The 19,432-nt window shown below is 53.9% G+C and carries 22 protein-coding genes and 1 riboswitch; all 22 genes read left to right on the forward strand.

Annotation, left to right across the window (positions count from 1 at the left end; genetic code table 11):
* Positions 1–354: 354 nt before the first annotated feature.
* The 22 genes from pduF (at position 355) to cobT (ending at position 19,362) form a co-directional block, all read left to right on the forward strand.
* Positions 355–1,164: a propanediol diffusion facilitator PduF gene (gene pduF / locus JQN59_RS09085; RefSeq protein ID WP_003030258.1), complete on the forward strand. Its 810-nt coding sequence runs from the start codon at positions 355–357 to the stop codon at positions 1,162–1,164.
* 203 nt (positions 1,165–1,367) lie between these two features.
* Positions 1,368–2,279, forward strand: coding sequence for a transcriptional regulator PocR (pocR, locus tag JQN59_RS09090; protein WP_003834122.1), 912 nt, complete (start codon positions 1,368–1,370; stop codon positions 2,277–2,279).
* A 332-nt stretch (positions 2,280–2,611) separates the two neighbouring features.
* Positions 2,612–2,786: riboswitch (cobalamin riboswitch) on the forward strand.
* 88 nt (positions 2,787–2,874) lie between these two features.
* Positions 2,875–4,254, forward strand: a complete 1,380-nt coding sequence (locus tag JQN59_RS09095) for a cobyrinate a,c-diamide synthase (protein WP_103285487.1) — start codon at positions 2,875–2,877, stop codon at positions 4,252–4,254.
* A complete protein-coding gene (gene cbiB / locus JQN59_RS09100) occupies positions 4,251–5,210 on the forward strand; it encodes an adenosylcobinamide-phosphate synthase CbiB (protein ID WP_048216004.1) in 960 nt (319 codons plus the stop codon). Before JQN59_RS09095 ends, cbiB begins: the two co-directional genes overlap by 4 nt.
* Before the next feature lie 10 nt (positions 5,211–5,220).
* Positions 5,221–5,853: a cobalt-precorrin-8 methylmutase gene (locus tag JQN59_RS09105; RefSeq protein WP_008785140.1), complete on the forward strand. Its 633-nt coding sequence runs from the start codon at positions 5,221–5,223 to the stop codon at positions 5,851–5,853.
* The gene (gene cbiD / locus JQN59_RS09110; protein ID WP_048216005.1) at positions 5,850–6,986 is read left to right on the forward strand and encodes a cobalt-precorrin-5B (C(1))-methyltransferase CbiD; all 1,137 of its coding nucleotides are present in this window, start codon (positions 5,850–5,852) and stop codon (positions 6,984–6,986) included. Before JQN59_RS09105 ends, cbiD begins: the two co-directional genes overlap by 4 nt.
* Positions 6,980–7,585 carry a cobalt-precorrin-7 (C(5))-methyltransferase gene (locus JQN59_RS09115; RefSeq protein ID WP_103014233.1) on the forward strand — a complete coding sequence of 202 codons (606 nt, stop codon included), beginning with the start codon at positions 6,980–6,982 and terminating at the stop codon, positions 7,583–7,585. Before cbiD ends, JQN59_RS09115 begins: the two co-directional genes overlap by 7 nt.
* Entirely contained in the window at positions 7,575–8,144 is a 570-nt protein-coding gene (locus tag JQN59_RS09120; RefSeq protein WP_008785138.1) for a decarboxylating cobalt-precorrin-6B (C(15))-methyltransferase, read from the forward strand. Before JQN59_RS09115 ends, JQN59_RS09120 begins: the two co-directional genes overlap by 11 nt.
* The gene (locus tag JQN59_RS09125; RefSeq protein WP_003030275.1) at positions 8,137–8,910 is read left to right on the forward strand and encodes a cobalt-precorrin-4 methyltransferase; all 774 of its coding nucleotides are present in this window, start codon (positions 8,137–8,139) and stop codon (positions 8,908–8,910) included. The genes JQN59_RS09120 and JQN59_RS09125 overlap by 8 nt, the downstream gene beginning before the upstream one ends.
* Positions 8,891–9,946 (forward strand): cobalt-precorrin 5A hydrolase, encoded by a 1,056-nt coding sequence (gene cbiG, locus JQN59_RS09130; RefSeq protein ID WP_003834107.1) that lies wholly within the window; start codon positions 8,891–8,893, stop codon positions 9,944–9,946. The genes JQN59_RS09125 and cbiG overlap by 20 nt, the downstream gene beginning before the upstream one ends.
* On the forward strand, positions 9,946–10,671 hold the full coding sequence (locus tag JQN59_RS09135) for a precorrin-3B C(17)-methyltransferase (protein WP_003030278.1): 726 nt from the start codon (positions 9,946–9,948) through the stop codon (positions 10,669–10,671). The genes cbiG and JQN59_RS09135 overlap by 1 nt, the downstream gene beginning before the upstream one ends.
* The gene (locus JQN59_RS09140) at positions 10,668–11,453 is read left to right on the forward strand and encodes a cobalt-precorrin-6A reductase (RefSeq protein WP_048216008.1); all 786 of its coding nucleotides are present in this window, start codon (positions 10,668–10,670) and stop codon (positions 11,451–11,453) included. Before JQN59_RS09135 ends, JQN59_RS09140 begins: the two co-directional genes overlap by 4 nt.
* A gap of 10 nt (positions 11,454–11,463) precedes the next feature.
* Positions 11,464–12,258, forward strand: coding sequence for a sirohydrochlorin cobaltochelatase (cbiK, locus tag JQN59_RS09145; RefSeq protein WP_149607958.1), 795 nt, complete (start codon positions 11,464–11,466; stop codon positions 12,256–12,258).
* Positions 12,255–12,968 (forward strand): cobalt-factor II C(20)-methyltransferase, encoded by a 714-nt coding sequence (locus JQN59_RS09150; protein WP_003834099.1) that lies wholly within the window; start codon positions 12,255–12,257, stop codon positions 12,966–12,968. The genes cbiK and JQN59_RS09150 overlap by 4 nt, the downstream gene beginning before the upstream one ends.
* Positions 12,965–13,702: a cobalt ECF transporter S component CbiM gene (gene cbiM, locus JQN59_RS09155; protein WP_003834098.1), complete on the forward strand. Its 738-nt coding sequence runs from the start codon at positions 12,965–12,967 to the stop codon at positions 13,700–13,702. Before JQN59_RS09150 ends, cbiM begins: the two co-directional genes overlap by 4 nt.
* A 2-nt stretch (positions 13,703–13,704) precedes the next feature.
* Entirely contained in the window at positions 13,705–13,986 is a 282-nt protein-coding gene (locus JQN59_RS09160; RefSeq protein ID WP_003030289.1) for an energy-coupling factor ABC transporter substrate-binding protein, read from the forward strand.
* Entirely contained in the window at positions 13,973–14,650 is a 678-nt protein-coding gene (locus JQN59_RS09165; protein ID WP_003834087.1) for an energy-coupling factor ABC transporter transmembrane protein, read from the forward strand. Before JQN59_RS09160 ends, JQN59_RS09165 begins: the two co-directional genes overlap by 14 nt.
* Positions 14,651–14,658: 8 nt before the next feature.
* Positions 14,659–15,474, forward strand: a complete 816-nt coding sequence (locus JQN59_RS09170) for an energy-coupling factor ABC transporter ATP-binding protein (RefSeq protein WP_003839037.1) — start codon at positions 14,659–14,661, stop codon at positions 15,472–15,474.
* Positions 15,471–16,991: a cobyric acid synthase gene (locus JQN59_RS09175; RefSeq protein WP_048216011.1), complete on the forward strand. Its 1,521-nt coding sequence runs from the start codon at positions 15,471–15,473 to the stop codon at positions 16,989–16,991. Before JQN59_RS09170 ends, JQN59_RS09175 begins: the two co-directional genes overlap by 4 nt.
* Positions 16,988–17,533 carry a bifunctional adenosylcobinamide kinase/adenosylcobinamide-phosphate guanylyltransferase gene (gene cobU, locus JQN59_RS09180; protein ID WP_048216012.1) on the forward strand — a complete coding sequence of 182 codons (546 nt, stop codon included), beginning with the start codon at positions 16,988–16,990 and terminating at the stop codon, positions 17,531–17,533. Before JQN59_RS09175 ends, cobU begins: the two co-directional genes overlap by 4 nt.
* Positions 17,530–18,273, forward strand: coding sequence for an adenosylcobinamide-GDP ribazoletransferase (cobS, locus tag JQN59_RS09185; protein WP_048216013.1), 744 nt, complete (start codon positions 17,530–17,532; stop codon positions 18,271–18,273). The genes cobU and cobS overlap by 4 nt, the downstream gene beginning before the upstream one ends.
* Positions 18,274–18,297: 24 nt before the next feature.
* Complete coding sequence (cobT, locus tag JQN59_RS09190; RefSeq protein WP_149607957.1) at positions 18,298–19,362, forward strand: nicotinate-nucleotide--dimethylbenzimidazole phosphoribosyltransferase; 1,065 nt, start codon at positions 18,298–18,300, stop codon at positions 19,360–19,362.
* Positions 19,363–19,432: the final 70 nt, after the last annotated feature.

Here is a 19,432-nt window from a genome sequence, read left to right on the forward strand (position 1 = left end):
GACTATTTGGTTATGTTAATTCCATATTTACACTTTTCCGAGTGACAGTTTAAATATCATTTGCTATGCGAGAAAAATGAAATTGTGATGATCGTTTGAAAATGGAATTCTGCTGTTCGCAATATTTTATTATTTTGAAAATGTACTTTTAATAGGGTAAATCCTCGTTTTACCGCCTGCTTTAATAAAGGTAATAGCAAGAATTTGCTATCACAACACGATTTTTAAGGGCATGTCGCTTGCAGATTGCCAACAATTTGCCGATACAGATTTTTATAGTAAGCCTTGAAGTAATCTTCCTGCCAGCAAGGAGTCCGCTGGTAAAGACACGAACTCTGCTTAGAAGGTGTCACAATGAACGATTCACTAAGAGCGCAATGTATTGCTGAGTTTTTGGGTACCGGACTATTTTTGTTTTTTGGTATTGGGTGCCTGAGCGCCCTGAAGGTCGCGGGTGCCAGTTTGGGATTGTGGGAGATCTGCATCATATGGGGCTTGGGGATCTCGCTTGCAGTTTACCTGACAGCCGGGATTTCTGGGGCCCATCTCAATCCTGCTATTACCATCGCACTTTGGTTGTTTGCCTGTTTTCCGGGTCGTAAGGTACTACCTTATTCTGTCGCTCAGATAGCGGGGGCCTTTGGTGGCGCTATGCTGGCCTATTTGTTGTACGGCAGCTTATTTATTGAGTATGAATCAGCCCATCAAATGGTACGCGGTAGTCTGGAAAGCCTGCAACTTGCCAGCATTTTTAGTACGTATCCTGCCGCCGCACTGAGTGTCTGGCAGGCCGCACTGGTCGAAGTGGTGATTACCTCCATTCTGATGGGGATGATTATGGCGCTAACGGATGACGGTAACGGTGTTCCCAAAGGCCCGTTAGCACCACTGCTGATTGGTATTCTGGTTGCTGTTATCGGCGCATCAACCGGTCCACTTACCGGTTTTGCGATGAACCCGGCACGTGATTTTGGTCCTAAATTGTTTGCCTGGATGGCCGGGTGGGGTGATGTTGCGATGACCGGGGGGCGTGATATCCCATATTTCATTGTGCCGATTGTGGCTCCCATCATCGGCGCCTGTGCGGGCGCAGCAATTTATCGTTATTTTATTGGCAAAAATTTACCGTGTAATTCGTGTAAGTTGGAGGAAAACGAGAGCTAGCTTCACGAAAGATGTTTATTATTGAAAGGTAAAAACTGTTTTCGTGATCCGGTTTCCTGAACGGCTTAAAAAGTCTCCCAACAATGGGAGACTTTTGTTATGTTCAATGCTGACTTTCATCAGAGCGCTGGATCGCGAGATGAAAATGAATGTGTGAATAATATGTTTTATTTATAACAATAAATTAACTGAGAGGTTTTATCATGATTTCTGCGAGTGCCCTGAACTCAGAACTCATTAATAAAATCGCACAGGATTTTGCACAGGCCACCAGTCTGGCTGTTGTGGTTGTCAATATTCACGGTGATGAAATTTCTGAGCTTTTTAATTTCACTCCTTTTTGCCAGTTGATGCGCCAGCATCCTCAGCATAGTACGCGTTGTCGTATGAGCGACCGCTGTGGAGGGTTGGAAGCCTCTAAATCCGATCAACCCTGCATTTATCGCTGCCATGCCGGACTTACCGATTTCTCAATTCCGCTGGTCATCGCGGGACACCTGGTAGGATTTGTGCTTTGTGGACAAGTACGCTTAAGTAACGATGTTGGCCTCGTTGATATTCTGAACGTCGATGACCGCTGGCAAGCCGATCCCGAACTGGTCAACGAGTTCCGTAATGTACCTGAAATGGACTATTCTCGAGTCATTGCTTCAGCGGATTTACTCAAGCTCATCGTCGAAAATTGCCTTAAGAAACAACTTAATTTTGTTGTTATCAAAGATAACCCGCAGCAGTCAGAGCCGGTACGCGCTAACCGTAGTACCAACCCTCATGACAGTAAAATGAAAAAAGCCCTGCGCTATATTGATGCACATTTATCAGACGATCTACGTCTGGAAGATGTTGCCTCTCATGTTTTCCTTAGCCCGTACTATTTCAGCAAATTGTTCAAAAAATATCAGGGTATTGGTTTTAACGCATGGGTAAACCAGCAAAGAATGGCCAGTGCCAAAGAGCTGCTTTGTCACAGTGACTGGAGTATAGCCAGCATTGCGCGTAATTTAGGCTTTTCGCAAACAAGTTATTTTTGCAAAGTTTTCCGCCAGACCTATCAGGTTACGCCGCAGGCATTTCGTCAGCAAATAAATGTCATTTCACGCGGTGAATCCGCTTAAATAGCAATATTTTGCTATTGCCGATTTTTGATATCGGGCGCTATGTTAGTCATTATAAAATGAAATGTGACAACAGCAGTCAATAAATTGTCATAGCGCAACAAAATAATGGTATTAGAGGGATAAACTGCACCAGTTTTTATTTTTGTGATGAGATACAGTGTCTGTGTGAATGACTTTCTTTATTCTTAGCTGATACTTTCATTCAAAAAGTGAACGTGTGAATAAGTGGGTTAAGGCCAGAAAATTGGCTGAATGAACTCGGAAAGATATTAAATTGAATTATTGTCATGAGGTCGTGAATTTACCTCATAACAGAGAGCTTAATTAACCAGGCTCTTGAACTGACAGGTTTGCCACATTTGTGGTAGGGAAGGGGGTGAGAATCCCCCGCAGCCCCCGCTGCTGTGATGCTGACGACCCCGTATGGACCACTGATCGCAAGATTGGGAAGGACGGGTGAGGATGACGCTAAGCCAGAAGACCTGCCTGTCAGTGACTACCAACAACTTCGGTGGGAAGTGGGTGGTTCAGATGCATACAGTCGAGAGACTGGGTATCTCTACACCCCTACCACCCTGAACAGGATCAGGGTATGGCGGCCAATTTTCACGCATTTGTTCTTGCAGGTACCGGAAGCGGCTGTGGTAAAACCACGGTGACGCTGGGCTTGTTGAGCTTGTTGAAAAAACGCGGTTTGCGCGTCCAACCTTGCAAAGTGGGTCCTGATTACCTTGATACCGGCTGGCATACAGCGGTATGCGGTACCGCTTCCCGCAATCTTGATAGCTTCATGCTTCCCGTCCCCACGCTGAACGCTCTATTCAACGAGCAGATGCAACATGCGGATATCGCCGTTATTGAAGGTGTGATGGGGCTGTATGACGGCTATGGTACCGATCCAAACTACTGCAGCACCGCCGCGATGGCTAAACAGTTAGGCTGTCCGGTCATCTTACTGGTTGATGGCAAAGCCGTTTCCACTTCAATCGCCGCAACGGTAATGGGTTTTCAGCATTTTGATCCCACCCTGAACATCGCCGGCGTTATTGTTAATCGGGTTAACAGCGAAACGCATTACCAGTTACTGAAAGTCGCAATCGAACGTTACTGCGATGTACCCGTCTTGGGCTACGTACCCCGTATGGAGGGCGTTGCCCTTCCCGAACGTCATCTGGGTTTAGTAACCGCACGTGAGTCGGTTATCAATCAGCAACCGTGGCAGGCTTTTGCCGCGACGCTGGAGCAAACCCTTGATATCGACGCGCTACTGACACTAAGCCAGTCAACCAATCTTCCTGCTGGCGAATGGCCCGCGCTTCCTGCCGCAGACGCCGGAGCAGGGCTAACGGTTGCAATTGCCGATGACGAAGCCTTCAACTTCTACTACCCGGACAACATTACGCTGCTGGAACGTACGGGGCTTAAAGTTGTCCGTTTTAGCCCGTTGCACGACACCTGTTTACCGGACTGTCAGATGATCTGGTTAGGTGGCGGATATCCTGAGCTACACGCTGCGGCGCTGGCTCGCAATGTCTCGATGCTGAATCAACTGCGAGAGGCACATCAACGTGGCGTCGCGATTTATGCAGAGTGCGGCGGGCTGATGTATCTCGGCAGTTCGCTTGAGGACAGCAACGGCGATACCTGGCTGATGGCGGATATCATTCCCGGCCACAGCAAAATGGGGAAACGTCTGACCCGATTTGGCTATTGCGAAGCGCAGGCCGCGCAGCAAACATTGTTAGCTGCAGAAGGCGAAGTGCTGCGCGGACATGAATTCCACTACTCCGATTTTACCCCTGAAACGCCAGCGGTAATGAACTGTCGCAAAGTGCGCGATGGTAAAACGCTGCAAGCCTGGTCCGGCGGCTGGCAGGTCGGAAACACCTTCGCCAGCTATCTACACGTTCATTTTGCTCAACGTCCGCAGATGCTTAACCATTGGCTGGCAGCTGCGAGGAGTGCGCTATGACGATCCTTGCGTGGTGTGTTGCCTGGCTGCTTGATTTTATCATCGGCGATCCGCAGAACTGGCCGCATCCGGTGCGCTGGATTGGCAATCTGATTTCTGCCGTGCAGCGAGTTATTCGGCGTTATTGCCATAGCGACCGTGCGCTGCGCATCGGCGGCGCGGTGATGTGGATTGTGGTGGTTGGTCTGACCTGGGCGGTGTCCTGGGGCGTGCTGGCACTGGCAGAATCTATTCATCCCTGGTTGGGTTGGGTGGTAGAGGTATGGATGATCTTTACCGTGCTGGCCGGGCGCTGCCTGGCAAAGGCCGCGCAGGATGTCGAACGTCCTCTACGTGCCGGTGACCTTGCTCAGAGTCGGGAGAAATTGTCATGGATTGTGGGGCGTGATACCTCACAGCTGCAACCGCAGCAGATCAATCGCGCGGTGGTGGAAACCGTGGCTGAAAACACCGTAGACGGCATTATCGCGCCGTTGTTCTTTCTCCTCCTCGGCGGTGCGCCCCTGGCGATGGCCTACAAAGCGGTAAACACCCTTGACTCCATGGTGGGCTACAAACATGAAAAATACCGCGCTATTGGTATGGTCAGCGCGCGTCTGGACGATGTCGCGAACTTTATTCCTGCAAGACTGAGCTGGCTGTTGCTGGGCGTGGCGGCATTTTTATGTCGTAAAGACGGCTCGCGAGCTTTACAGATTGGCTGGCGCGATCGCTACAACCACAGCAGCCCAAACTGTGCATGGTCAGAGGCATCCGTAGCCGGGGCATTAGGCATTCGGCTGGGTGGTCCTAATGACTACTTTGGCGAGCGCGTTGAGAAACCGTGGATCGGTGATGCTCAACGTGACATTTCGGTAGACGACATTTCCCATACGATTCGACTGATGTGGGTGGCATCGACGCTGGCACTGGCGCTGTTTATTGCGCTGCGGTGGCTGTGGGTCGGTGTAGCCTGAGGACAACATAATGCAATACATCCAGCAACCCCAGGCGATTGAAGCCAAAAGTTTCGACATTATTGGCGAGATCATCCGTGAAACCCGTCCGGACTATCAGTTTGCCAGTCCGTTACATGAAGCCATTATCAAGCGGGTTATTCACACGACGGCAGATTTCGACTGGCTGGACATTCTGTGGTTTTCCAGTGATGTGCTGGAGCAGTTTTGTGCGGCGCTTAGCCGTTCGAGCGTGATTTATACCGATACCACGATGGCGCTTTCCGGGATCAATAAAACGCTGCTGGCAAAATTCGGCGGTGAGTGCCGCTGCTACATCAGCGACCCGCGGGTTGTGCGTACGGCAAAAGAGCAGGGTATTACCCGGTCCATGGCGGCAGTCGACATTGCGGTGAAGGAAGAGGGGGAAAAGCTGTTTGTCTTTGGCAACGCGCCGACTGCGCTGTTCCGCCTGCTTGAGCATGATGTTGCCGTCAGCGGTGTGGTGGGTGTACCGGTCGGATTCGTTGGTGCTGAAGAGTCGAAAGATGCCCTGACCCAAAGCAATTTGCCCGCCATTGCAGCGTTAGGCCGCAAAGGGGGAAGCAATGTCGCCGCCGCTATCGTCAACGCCATGCTTTATCACATGCAGGGGGCGCGATGAGCGAGGCCTTCGATACGCCGGTGTGGCACAACGGTAAAGCGCTGCGTAAAGGGTATACCACGGGATCGTGCGCCACGGCGGCGGCAAAAGTTGCCGCGTTGATGGTATTGCGCCAACACCTCATCCATCAGGTTTCCATCGTGACGCCTTCCGGGGTGACGCTGTGCCTGAACGTGGAGTCACCGCATATCGAAGGGCAGCAGGCAATAGCGGCCATCCGCAAAGACGGTGGAGATGATGTGGACGCCACCCACGGCATGCTGATTTTTGCCCGTGTGACGTTAGACGATAGTGGCGTGATTGCCTTACAGGGCGGTGAAGGGGTCGGTACGGTAACCCGCAAAGGGATTGGCCTGCCGGTGGGCAGTTCGGCGATTAACCGTACACCTCGCCAGACCATTGAATCTGCCGTCCGCGAAGCGATTGGCCCAAATCGTGGGGCGCAGATTGAAATCTTCGCGCCAGAAGGCGAAGAACGGGCGCAAAAAACCTACAACTCTCGCCTTGGCATTCTTGGCGGCATTTCGATTATCGGCACCACGGGTATTGTCACGCCGATGTCAGAAGAGAGCTGGAAGCGTTCACTGTCGCTTGAGCTGGAAATTAAGCGGGCGGCAGGGCTGGAGCGTGTTGTACTGGTGCCGGGAAACCACGGCGAGCGTTTTGTGCGCGAGCAGATGGGTATCGACACCCAGGTTGTGGTCACCATGAGCAACTTTGTCGGTTACATGATTGAAGAAGCCGTACGTCTGGGGTTCCGACAAATCGTACTGGTGGGGCACCCCGGTAAGCTCATCAAAATCGCGGCGGGGATCTTCCACACTCATAGCCATATTGCCGATGCCCGCATGGAAACGCTGGTGGCTCACCTCGCGCTACTTGGCGCACCGCTGGAACTGCTGACGTTGGTCAGCGAGTGCGATACCACCGAAGCGGCGATGGAACATATCGAGGCGTACGGTTTCCAGCACATTTATGACCATCTGGCTCAGCGCATTTGTATGCGTGTCCTGCAAACATTGCGCTTTACCAAAAATCCACCGACCTGCGATGCCATCATGTTTTCTTTTGATAATCAGGTTCTTGGAAGTAATCGTCCGGTCGCAGAAATTGCTGAGGAGATGCAATGTTAACCGTTGTAGGGATGGGCCCCGCCGGTTTGCATTTGATGACGCCTGCCGCACGAGAAGCGGTCGCGACGGCGGATGTTCTGGTCGGTGGAAAGCGGCATTTGCAGCAATTCCCGGATTTTGCCGGTGAACAGTTTGCTCTTGGCGCCAATATCCCGGAACTCCTGAGCTGGATTAGCGCGCACCAGGAGAAGCATGTTGTGGTACTGGCGTCTGGCGATCCCCTATTTTACGGCATCGGGACGCGCATGGTGGCGCATTTTGGTATTGAGAATGTGCGGATTATTCCCGGCATTAGTGCGGTGCAGTACCTGTGCGCGCAGTCCGGTATTGATATGAACGATATGTGGCTGACCAGTAGCCATGGCCGCAGCGTCTGTTTTGATGAGCTGGCGCGACATAACAAGGTGGCGATGGTGACTGATGCGCTGTGTGGCCCGCGTGAAATCGCGCAGCAGCTCATTGCCCGAGGCAAGGGGCATCGCTGGATGGTGATTGGCGAAAACCTGGCGATGGAAAACGAACAGATCCATTTCCTGCCTGTGCGTGAAGTTAACGCTGAATATGACATGAATGCAGTGGTGATCCTTGATGAAAGATGAGCTGTTTCTGCGTGGAGAGAAAGTGCCGATGACCAAAGAAGCGGTACGCGCACTTGCCCTCTCAAAACTTGAATTACACCGCGCCAGTCACCTGATTGATATTGGTGCCGGAACCGGCAGCGTGTCGATAGAGGCGGCGTTGCAATATCCCGGATTACGTGTAACGGCCATCGAACGTAACCCGGCTGCGCTCAGGTTGCTGGATGAAAACCGCCAGCATTTTGCCTGCGCAAATATCGATATTTTTCCCGGCGTTGCTCCCATGACCATCGCGGAAAAAGCCGATGCCATTTTTATGGGCGGCAGCGGCGGCCATCTGACCGAACTGATTGACTGGTCGATGCGCCAATTGCATCCCGCAGGGCGTTTGGTGATGACGTTTATCCTCCAGGAAAACCTCAACACCGCGCTGGCACATCTGGATCATCTTGGCGTACAGGGAGTGGATTGCCTGCAGCTACAGGTTTCCTCGCTTACCACGCTTGGCAATGGTCACTATTTTAAACCGAATAACCCCGTATTTGTTATCGCCTGTCAGAAGGAAGGAAACCATGTCTGAGATTTTTGATCCCCGTAGCGTGTGGTTTGTTGGCGCAGGTCCTGGCGATCGCGAGCTGATTACCCTCAAAGGTTACCGGTTGCTGCAGCAGGCGCAGGTTGTTATCTACGCCGGATCGCTGATTAACACTGAATTGCTGGAGTATTGCCCTGCCGGTGCTGAATGTCACGACAGTGCCGAACTGCATCTGGAGCAGATCCTTGATCTGATGGAAGCCGGAGTGAAAGCGGGCAAGACCGTTGTGCGCCTGCAAACCGGCGATGTCTCGTTGTACGGTTCCGTACGCGAGCAGGGTGAGGAGCTGACCAAACGCGGGATTGACTGGCAGGTGGTGCCCGGCGTCAGCGCGTTCCTCGGCGCGGCGGCAGAGCTGGGAGTTGAGTATACCGTGCCCGAAGTTTCACAGAGCCTGATCATTACGCGCCTGGAAGGCCGCACCCCGGTACCAGAGCGTGAACAGCTGGAGTCTTTTGCCAGCCACCAGACATCAATGGCGATTTATCTTTCCGTCCAGCGCATTCATCGGGTGGCTGAGCGTCTGATTGAAGGCGGCTATCCGGCGACCACGCCCGTGGCGGTGATCTATAAAGCGACCTGGCCGGAAAGTCAGACCGTGCGCGGGACCCTTGCGGATATTGGCGACAAGGTTCGCGATGCGGGCATCCGTAAAACGGCCCTTATTCTGGTCGGTAATTTCCTGGGCTCGGAGTATCACTACTCCAAACTCTATGCGGCGGACTTTAGCCATGAATACCGTAAAGCCTGAGTCAATTGCGCTTTTTTGCCTGACTCCTGGTGGCGTTGTGCTGGCGAAACGTCTGGCAGCCATGCTGCCGGTTACCTGTTTTACCAGTGAAAAGCTGCTGGAGGAGGGGTTTATTCCCTTTGAAAACGGCTTTGCGAATACCGCCCGCGAAGCGTTTACGAATTACTCGGCGCTGATTTTTATCGGTGCGACCGGCATTGCGGTGCGCGTACTGGCCCCGCTGGTCAATGACAAATTCTGCGATCCGGCGGTGGTGGTCATTGATGAACGTGCCCAGCATGTCATCAGCCTGCTCTCCGGTCACGCGGGCGGTGCCAATGCGTTGGCGCGTTATCTGGCGGGCATGTTGGGCGCTGACCCGGTTATCACTACCGCGACGGATGTGAACGATATGGCGGCACTGGATACGCTGGCATTTCAACTGAATGCCCGGATGAGTGATTTCCGTTCGGCGGTGAAGATCGTGAATCAGATGCTGGTCAGCAATAAGCGGGTTGGTCTGTGGTGGGATGACGAACTGACGCAGGATGTCAGCCATTGCGACCGGCGCGGATTTATCACGGTAACCGATCTCAACCAGCTCCCTGAACTGGATGCGTTGGTGTGCATCACCTTACGCACCAATTTACCTGACCTGCCTGTTCCGCACTGGAAGTTGGTGCCACAGCGGGTTGTGGCCGGAATTGGCTGTCGCCGTGATACGCCGTTCCCTCTGCTGGCTGCGCTGCTTGCCCGGCAACTTGAAGCTCAACAGCTCGATCCGTTGGCACTAAAAGCGATTGGCAGCATCACGCTGAAAAAGGATGAACAGGGACTTATCCAACTGGCTTCGTGCTGCCGCGTTCCTTTCGAAACCTTTACTGCTGACGCGCTGCGTGAGCATGAGCACCGTTTTCCAGCCTCATCGTTTGTTCGCAAAACGGTGGGTACAGGAAGCGTTTCCGGTCCTGCAGCCTGGCTGTTGAGCCACGGAAAACTGTTGGGCGAGACCCTGCGAGAACAGGGCGTCACTATCACTTTGGGAGTTTCACACTGATGTTAAGCGTAATTGGAATTGGCCCTGGCTCGCAGGCAATGATGACCATGGAAGCCGTTGAAGCACTGCAGGCAGCGGAAATCATCGTTGGCTATAAAACCTACACCCATCTGGTAAAAGCGTTCACGGGTGACAAACAAGTGATCAAAACCGGGATGTGCAAAGAGATTGAACGCTGCCAGGCGGCGATCGAACTGGCACAGGCGGGTCACAACGTGGCGCTGATCAGTAGCGGTGACGCGGGGATTTACGGTATGGCCGGGCTGGTGCTTGAACTGGTCAGCAAGCAAAAGCTGGATGTTGAGGTCAGGCTAATACCTGGCATGACCGCTAGTATTGCCGCGGCCTCTTTGCTGGGCGCGCCGCTGATGCACGACTTCTGCCACATCAGCTTAAGCGATCTGTTAACGCCATGGCCGGTTATCGAAAAACGCATCGTTGCCGCCGGTGAGGCAGACTTTGTTATCTGTTTCTACAACCCGCGCAGTCGGGGTCGCGAAGGTCATCTGGCGCGCGCATTTGAACTGCTTTCCGCCAGCAAAAGCGCACAAACGCCGGTGGGTATTGTGAAGTCTGCCGGACGTAAAAAGCAGGAAAAATGGTTAACCACGCTCGGTGAAATGGATTTCGAACCGGTTGATATGACCAGCCTTGTGATCGTGGGTAATAAAACAACCTATGTTCAGGACGGCCTGATGATCACACCACGAGGTTATGTGCTGTGAATTATGGTGATGTGCTGGTCATGGGCGGTACGAGCGATGCGCGCATGCTGTGCCAGCAACTGGATGCGGCAAACGTGGCCTATACCCTGTCAGTTGCAACCCCAACAGGGAAACAACTGGCGGGAGACATCAAAGGCCAGGTGCGCTGCGGGCGTCTGGAGCGCGAACAAATGATTGCCTGGCTACAGGAAAATCGGACGCGCTGGGTGATCGATGCCTCGCATCCGTACGCCGAGGTGGTGAGCCGCAACATCATGAGCGCCTGCGAAGCGGCGGGCGTACTGCTGAGCCGCTACCAGCGCCCTGAGCAGTTGAGTGGTTTAACTCACCCGCACCTGTATACCGTACAAAGCATTCCGCAAGCCTGTGAGGTGGCGCGACGCTTCGGCGATCGTGTGCTGCTGACGACCGGCAGTAAAGATCTGGCCATCTGGCGCGAAGGGTTGCCTGAAAAAACGCTGCTGGCGCGCGTTCTGCCTGTTCCTGAGGTCATTCAGCAATGCGCGGATCTGGGATTTGGCGTCGGTGAAATTTTCGCACTGTGCGGGCCGTTTAGCGCCGAGTTCAACGCCGCGTTTTATCGTCAGTGTCAGGCTGATGTGGTGATCACCAAAGCATCCGGTGCGGAAGGTGGTTATCAGGAAAAAGTTCAACCCTGTCTGGATGCCGGTATCCCCTGCATCGTGATTACACGTCCGGCACCGTTGGTGACGGGAGAAGAGTTACTGGAAAGTCAGGCCGCCTTTGGGGCGCGTTTAACGCGCTGGCTGGCCACTGCTTAAGGAGTTTGAGATGAAAAAGGCGCTTCTGGTGGTCAGCTTTGGCACCAGCTATCACGACACCTGCGAGAAAAATATCGTGGCCTGTGAGCGCGATCTTGCAGCTAGCTGCCCTGACCGCGACCTGTTCCGGGCGTTTACCTCCGGGATGATAATCCGCAAGCTCAAGCAGCGCGACGGCATTGAAATCGACACGCCGCTGCAGGCGCTGCAAAAACTGGCGGAGCAGGGGTATCAGGATGTAGCTATTCAGTCGCTGCACATTATTAATGGTGATGAATACGAAAAAATTGTCCGCGAAGTGCAAAGTATGCGTCCGCTGTTTTCACGCCTGACGCTCGGCGTACCGCTGCTGAGCAGCCATGAAGATTACGCACAGTTGATGCTGGCGCTGCGACAGCAGATGCCGGCGCTTGGCGAAAGTGAAAAAGTGGTCTTTATGGGACACGGTGCCAGCCACCATGCATTTGCCGCCTATGCCTGTCTCGATCATATGATGACGGCGCAGCGCTTTCCCGCGCGGGTTGGGGCGGTGGAAAGCTATCCGGAAGTGGATGTGCTGATTGAAAGTTTATCTAAGGAAGGGGTGACGGCGGTGCATCTGATGCCGCTGATGTTAGTCGCTGGTGACCATGCCATCAACGATATGGCCTCCGACGAAGATGATTCCTGGAAAACGTTGTTCAATGCAGCAGGGATACCGGCTACGCCGTGGCTTAGTGGTCTGGGTGAGAACCCAGCGGTTCGCGCCATGTTCGTGGCACATTTACAGCAGGCGCTTAATGTGGCGCTGGAGGAAGCAGCATGAGCGGAAAACTGTATGCACTGAGCACCGGGCCAGGTGCTTCCGACTTGATTACCGTGCGTGCCGCACGCACGCTGGGCGCGCTGGATATTCTCTATGCGCCTGCCGGGCGTAAAGGCGGCGACAGTCTGGCATTGTCGATTGTACGTGAGTATATCGGTGAACAGACCGAAGTCCGCTGCTGCCATTTTCCTATGAGTGCCGATAGCGCTGAAAAAGAGGCCGTCTGGGATGAAGTTGCTGCCGCGCTGGTTCAGGAAGTCGAGGCCGGTAAGCAGGTGGGGTTTATCACTCTCGGCGATGCGATGCTGTTCAGCACCTGGGTCTTTTTACTTCAGCGTATTGGTTGTCCTGACTGGCTGGAAATCGTTCCTGGCGTCACGTCTTTCGCCGCGATTGCCGCGCGTTCCAAAACGCCGCTCGCTATGGAGCAGCAGTCACTGGCGGTGGTCTCCTGTACCGCACCGGAAGCGGAAATCCAGCAGGCATTAAAACAGCATGACAGTCTGGTGTTGATGAAAGTGTACGGTCGTTTTGCGCGTATTAAAGCGCTGCTACAACAAGAGGGTTTGTTGGACTGTGCATTAATGATGTCTGAAGCCACGCTGCCGGGTGAACAGTGCTGGCGTCATCTCGATGAGGTGAGCGACGATCAGCCGCTGCCTTATTTTTCGACCATTCTGGTCAATAAACAGTGGGAGTATGCACAATGAAGCTTGAACAACAGCTAAAACAGCTGTCTTTCAGCGGGTTGGCTGCGGCGCTATTACTGATGATTGTTCCTGAACAAGCGTTCGCCATGCACATTATGGAAGGTTTCTTGCCGCCGATGTGGGCGCTGGCCTGGTGGCTGCTGTTTTTACCCTGCCTGTGGTACGGACTGGTACGTCTGCGCCAAATCGTGCAGGAGGATAACCACCAGAAGGTTTTGCTGGCCCTGTGTGGCGCTTTTATTTTTGTGCTGTCGGCGCTGAAAATTCCTTCCGTTACTGGAAGCTGCTCACATCCTACCGGTGTAGGCCTGGCGGTTATCCTGTTTGGACCGGGCGTGGTAGCCATCCTTGGTGCGATTGTCCTGCTGTTCCAGGCACTTTTGCTGGCGCACGGTGGTTTGACGACGCTCGGCGCGAACGGCATGTCGATGGCGGTAATTGGCCCGGTAGTGGGTTACATGGTGTGGAAAATGGCCTGCCGTGCAGGGCTGCGTCGTGATGTCTGCGTCTTCCTGTGCGCGATGTTGGCGGATCTCGTCACCTATTTCGTGACCTCGGTGCAGTTGGGCGTTGCGTTCCCGGATCCGTCCGCTGGCGCTACCGGCTCAATCATCAAGTTCATGGGGATTTTCTGCCTGACGCAGATCCCAATTGCGATAGCGGAAGGGTTACTTACCGTGCTGATTTACGATCAGCTAACCAAACGCCAGTTGATAACCGCACAAGGGCATTAACGATGAAAAAGACGCTGATTATATTGGGCATGGTAGTGGCGCTGGTGATCCTGCCGTTCTTTATCAACCACGGTGGGGAGTACGGCGGTTCAGATGGTGAGGCGGAAAGCCAGATTCAGGCTATTGCCCCGCATTATGAGCCCTGGTTCCAGCCGTTGTATGAACCCGCAAGCGGTGAAATTGAAAGTCTGCTGTTTACGCTCCAGGGATCGCTTGGCGCAGCCGTGATTTTCTATATCCTGGGTTACACCAAGGGCAGGCAACGCCGTGATGACCGGGCTTGACAGGCTTAGCTATCAAAGCCGTTGGGTTCATGTCTCGCCGGTGCGGAAATTTCTGCTCTGGCTGGTGATGATGATTCTGGCGTTTACTCTGCCCCCATTGGGGCAGGGTATTGAGCTTTTACTTATTGCCGCGCTGAGCTGCTGGCTGCTGCGTATTTCCTTCTGGCGCTGGTGCCGTTGGATGGCATTGCCATTTGGTTTTCTCACGGTTGGCGTGGTGACCATTTTGTTTAGCATCAGCCGCGATCCACAGACGCTGTTGGCCAGCATACCTGTGGGAAGTTACTGGTTGGGGATCAGCGCACCTGGCCTGGTAACCGCCAATGAAACCTTCTGGCGCAGCCTTGCCGCGTTGGCGGCAACCTTCTGGCTGGTACTGAATCTGCCGTTTCCGCAATTAATTATCTTACTCAAACGCGCGCACGTTCCTCGCCTGCTAACTGAGCAGATCCTGCTGACCTGGCGGTTTATTTTTATCCTGTTAGACGAGGCGCTGGCTATACACCGCGCACAAACGCTGCGTTTTGGTTATCGTAGCTTGCCGTTGGGCTACCGCTCTCTGGCAATGCTGGTGGGATTGCTGTTTACCCGTGTGTTGATCCGCTACCAGCAAATGACCACCACACTGGATATCAAACTGTATCAGGGTGATTTTCACCTGTAAGGAAAAGTATGCTTGCCACCTCAGCGCTTTGGTTTCGCTATCAGGATGACCCGATCCTCAAAGGGCTAACGCTGGATTTTTCGACGCATGCCGTCACCGGACTGGTAGGCGCTAATGGCTGCGGGAAATCCACGCTGTTTATGAACCTGAGTGGCTTATTGCGCCCACAGCAAGGCGCGGTGATGTGGCAGGGCAAACCGCTGGATTACAGCAAGCGCGGCCTGCTGGCGCTGCGTCAACAGGTGGCAACGGTATTTCAGGACCCCGATCAGCAAATCTTTTATACCGATATTGACAGCGATATCGCCTTTAGCCTGCGCAATCTTGGGGTGGATGAAGCTGAAATCGCTCGGCGCGTGGAAGATGCGCTTACGCTGGTCGACGCCCAGCATTTTCGCCATCAGCCCATTCAGTGTTTAAGCCACGGGCAAAAAAAACGTGTAGCAATTGCCGGGGCGTTGGTGTTGCAGGCGCAGTATCTGCTGCTGGATGAACCTACTGCGGGCCTCGACCCGTCAGGCCGCACGCAGATGATTGAGATAATCAAACGCATCGTTGCGCAAGGAAACCACGTCGTAATTTCCAGCCATGATATCGATCTTATCTATGAAGTCAGCGATGCGGTGTACGTTTTACGCCGGGGCGAAGTGCTCACGCACGGTACGCCAGGCGACGTTTTCGCCCGTACGGATCTTATTGAACAAGCGGGATTAACTCAGCCCTGGCTGGTGAAGCTGCATACAGAGTTGGGCTTCCCGCTGTGTAAAACAGAGGCTGAATTTTTTAGCTGTATGCGAGAGAACGCACTGAAGGAGGCGTCATGACGCAGGCAATAATGTTGCAGGGAACGGCATCTGATGTGGGTAAAAGCGTATTGGTCGCCGGGCTGTGTCGTATTTTTTATCAGGATGGACTGCATACCGCGCCGTTCAAATCGCAGAACATGGCGCTGAACTCTGGCATTACGCCAGAGGGAAAAGAAATGGGCCGCGCGCAAATTTTTCAGGCCGAAGCCGCAGGCATTACGCCAGATGTGCGTATGAACCCAGTGTTACTTAAACCGACCAGCGATCGAAAAGCGCAGGTAGTGCTGATGGGTAAAGTGGCAACCGATATGGACGCGGTGAGTTACCACGAGTACAAGCCACGTCTGCGGGAACAGATCCTGTCAGTTTATAACAGCCTGGCGCAGGAGTTCGATGTGCTGGTGCTGGAAGGTGCGGGGAGCCCGGCAGAGATTAACCTGCGCGATCGCGATATCGTCAATATGGGTATGGCAGAGATGGCGCAGTGCCCTGTCGTTTTGGTGGCGGATATCGATCGTGGCGGGGTGTTCGCCTCCATTTACGGCACGCTGGCGCTGTTGCACGATCACGAACGCGCGCGGGTAAAAGGGGTGATCATCAACAAGTTTCGCGGTGATGTGACGCTACTGCACTCCGGTATCGAGCAAATTGAAGCGCTGACCGGTGTTCCGGTACTGGGCGTGATGCCATGGCTGGATGTTGATCTGGAAGATGAAGACGGCGTTGCGCTGCAAAAGGGCAAGTATTTGCGCACTGACAAACGCGATATCGACATCGCCGTAGTTCAAATACCGCACATTTCTAACTTTACTGATTTCAATGCGCTTGCTGCTCAGCCGGACGTGCGCGTGCGCTATGTTCGCCAGCCTGAAGAGCTGGCGGGGGCCGATTTGGTGATTTTGCCGGGTAGCAAAAACACCCTTGGCGATCTGGTGTGGCTGCGTGAAAGCGGGATGGCGCATGGCGTCGTGCAATTACATCGTAATAACGTACCGGTGGTTGGGATTTGTGGCGGCTATCAAATGCTCGGCGACACCATCATTGATGAAGTAGAGTCGGGCCTCGGTACGCTGCCGGGTCTGGGCTTACTTAATACAGTCACCCATTTTGCCCAGCACAAAACCACGACCCTGGTTGAGGGACAAATGTCTTCATCGCTGCCTGACTGGCTGGCGGGCACGGCGGGGTTATCCGTTCGCGGTTATGAAATTCATATGGGCGAAACAGCATTAACCGATGAATGCCGGTCGGTGATGACGTTGCACAAAGACGGCGGCAACGTTGTTGACGGCGCGGTCACTCCGGATGGCCTGGCGTTCGGCACCTATCTTCACGGTCTTTTCGACAGCGATGATTTCACCCGTGCGTTGGTCAATGGCCTGCGAGAACGTAAAGGGTTAGCTCCGCTGGATTCCACCTTCCATTACGCGCAATATAAATCGCAGCAGTTTGATCTGCTGGCGGATGCGATGCGGCAACACATCGATATTGAAAAAATTTATACCATCATGCAGCAACACCGGGAGCCAGTATGATGATTCTGGTTACTGGCGGCGCGCGAAGCGGTAAGAGTCGGCATGCGGAAGCGCTGATCGCTGATTCCCCAAACGTTTTGTATATCGCGACTTCGCAGATTTTTGATGAGGAGATGGCTGCGCGAATTCAGCATCATCGCGATGGACGTCCTGCGCACTGGCGGACAGCCGAACGTTGGCAACATCTTGATGAACTGATCACGGACACGAACGATCCTCAGGAAGCTATTCTGCTGGAATGCATCACCACGATGGTGACCAACTTGCTGTTTGCGCTGGGCGGTGAAAGCGATCCGGACAGCTGGGATTACGCGGCGATGGAGCAGTCTATCGAAGGTGAAATCCGTTCGCTGATCGCAGCCTGTCAGCGCTGCCCGGCAAAGATCGTGTTGGTCACTAACGAAGTGGGTATGGGGATTGTGCCGGAGAATCGTCTGGCGCGGCATTTTCGTGATATTGCAGGACGCGTGAACCAGCGACTGGCGGCGGCAGCGGATGAGGTCTGGCTGGTGGTATCAGGAATTGGAGTCAAAATTAAATGAGTAAGTTGTTCTGGGCAATGCTCTCTTTTATCAGTCGCTTGCCCGTTCCTGCTCGCTGGTCGCAAGGACTGGATTTCGAGCACTATTCCCGCGGTATTGTAATGTTTCCCCTGATTGGCGTCGTGTTGGGAGGGCTGACGGGGCTGGTCTTTATGGCGCTCCAGCCCTGGTGCGGTATTCCGTTGGCGGCCCTTTTTGCGGTGCTGACACTGGCATTGCTGACCGGGGGATTTCATCTGGATGGTCTGGCGGATACCTGTGACGGCATTTTTTCGGCGCGCCGACGCGAGCGGATGCTGGAAATCATGCGCGACAGTCGTCTGGGCACCCACGGTGGACTGGCGTTAATTTTCGTTTTACTGGCGAAGGTGCTGGTGGTGAGCGAACTGGCTTTGCGTGGCACGCCAATGCTGGCCGCGCTGGCAGCGGCATGTGTCGCCGGGCGAGGAACGGCGGTGTTGCTGATGTATCGGCATCGCTATGCCCGTGAAGAAGGGCTGGGCAACGTTTTTATTGGCAAAGTCACCGGGCGTCAAACCTGCGTTACGTTGGGATTAGCGGCGATCCTTGCCGCCGTGCTACTTCCTGGCATGCGCGGCGTGGCAGCGCTGGTTGTCACAATGGTGGCGGTTTTTATTCTTGGGCAGTTATTAAAACGCACGTTGGGTGGGCAAACCGGCGATACGCTGGGCGCTGCCATTGAACTTGGCGAGTTGATTTTCTTGCTGGCTCTGCTCTGAGTCAGCCCACATACTGGAACCCTTATGCAGACTTTAACCTCTTTACTCCGCACGATCCCATCACCAGACAGTGCCGCGATGCTGCGTGCACAGCAGCATATCGACGGCTTGCTTAAGCCGCCGGGAAGTTTGGGGCGACTCGAATCTCTCGCCGTACAATTGGCCGGGATGCCTGGCCTGAAGGGTGTGCCGCATGTGAACGGCAAAGCGATGCTGGTGATGTGCGCCGATCACGGCGTGTGGGATGAAGGGGTTGCCGTTTCGCCTAAAGTTGTCACGGCTATTCAGGCTGCCAATATGACGCGTGGAACGACCGGCGTCTGCGTCCTGGCCGCTCAGGCTGGGGCGAAGGTTCATGTGATAGATGTTGGGATTGATGCTGAACCTATTCCCGGTGTGGTGAATATGCGTGTGGCACGCGGTTGCGGCAATATAGCCGAAGGCCCGGCAATGAGCCGTTCGCAGGCCGAGGAGCTGTTGCTGGAAGTCATCCGCTATACCCATGAACTGGCAAAAGACGGTGTAACGCTGTTTGGCGTCGGGGAGCTTGGTATGGCAAATACCACACCTGCGGCGGCCATTGTCAGCGTGCTGACCGGCAGTGATGCTGAGGAAGTCGTGGGTATTGGCGCTAACCTTCCTCTTTCTCGGGTGGGGAATAAGGTAGACGTTGTGCGCCGGGCAATTGCCGTCAATCAACCGGATCGCCATGACGGTGTCGATGTGCTGGTTAAGGTTGGCGGGTTTGATCTTGTCGGTATGGCGGGGGTGATGCTTGGGGCGGCCTCCTGTGGTCTGCCTGTGGTGCTGGACGGTTTTCTTTCGTATTCTGCTGCTCTGGCGGCCAGCCAGATTGCGCCGCAGATTAAACCCTACTTAATTCCGTCACACTTCTCCGCTGAGAAGGGCGCTCGCACCGCGCTGGCGCATCTTGAATTGGATCCTTATCTGAATATGGGGATGCGTTTGGGTGAAGGCAGTGGGGCCGCGCTGGCGATGCCGATTGTTGAAGCTGCCTGTGCGATGTACAAAAATATGGGGCAGCTCGCCGCCAGTAACATTGTGCTTCCAGATGGTAAGGAAGCGTAGTTACCGTTCAACCTGAACCTCGCCTGATGGCGAGGTTTTTTTATGCGCAAATATGTCGTAACCCACTAAA

Origin of the sequence: Citrobacter sp. B72, from assembly GCF_016894305.1 — a bacterium.
Classification (GTDB): domain Bacteria; phylum Pseudomonadota; class Gammaproteobacteria; order Enterobacterales; family Enterobacteriaceae; genus Citrobacter; species Citrobacter portucalensis.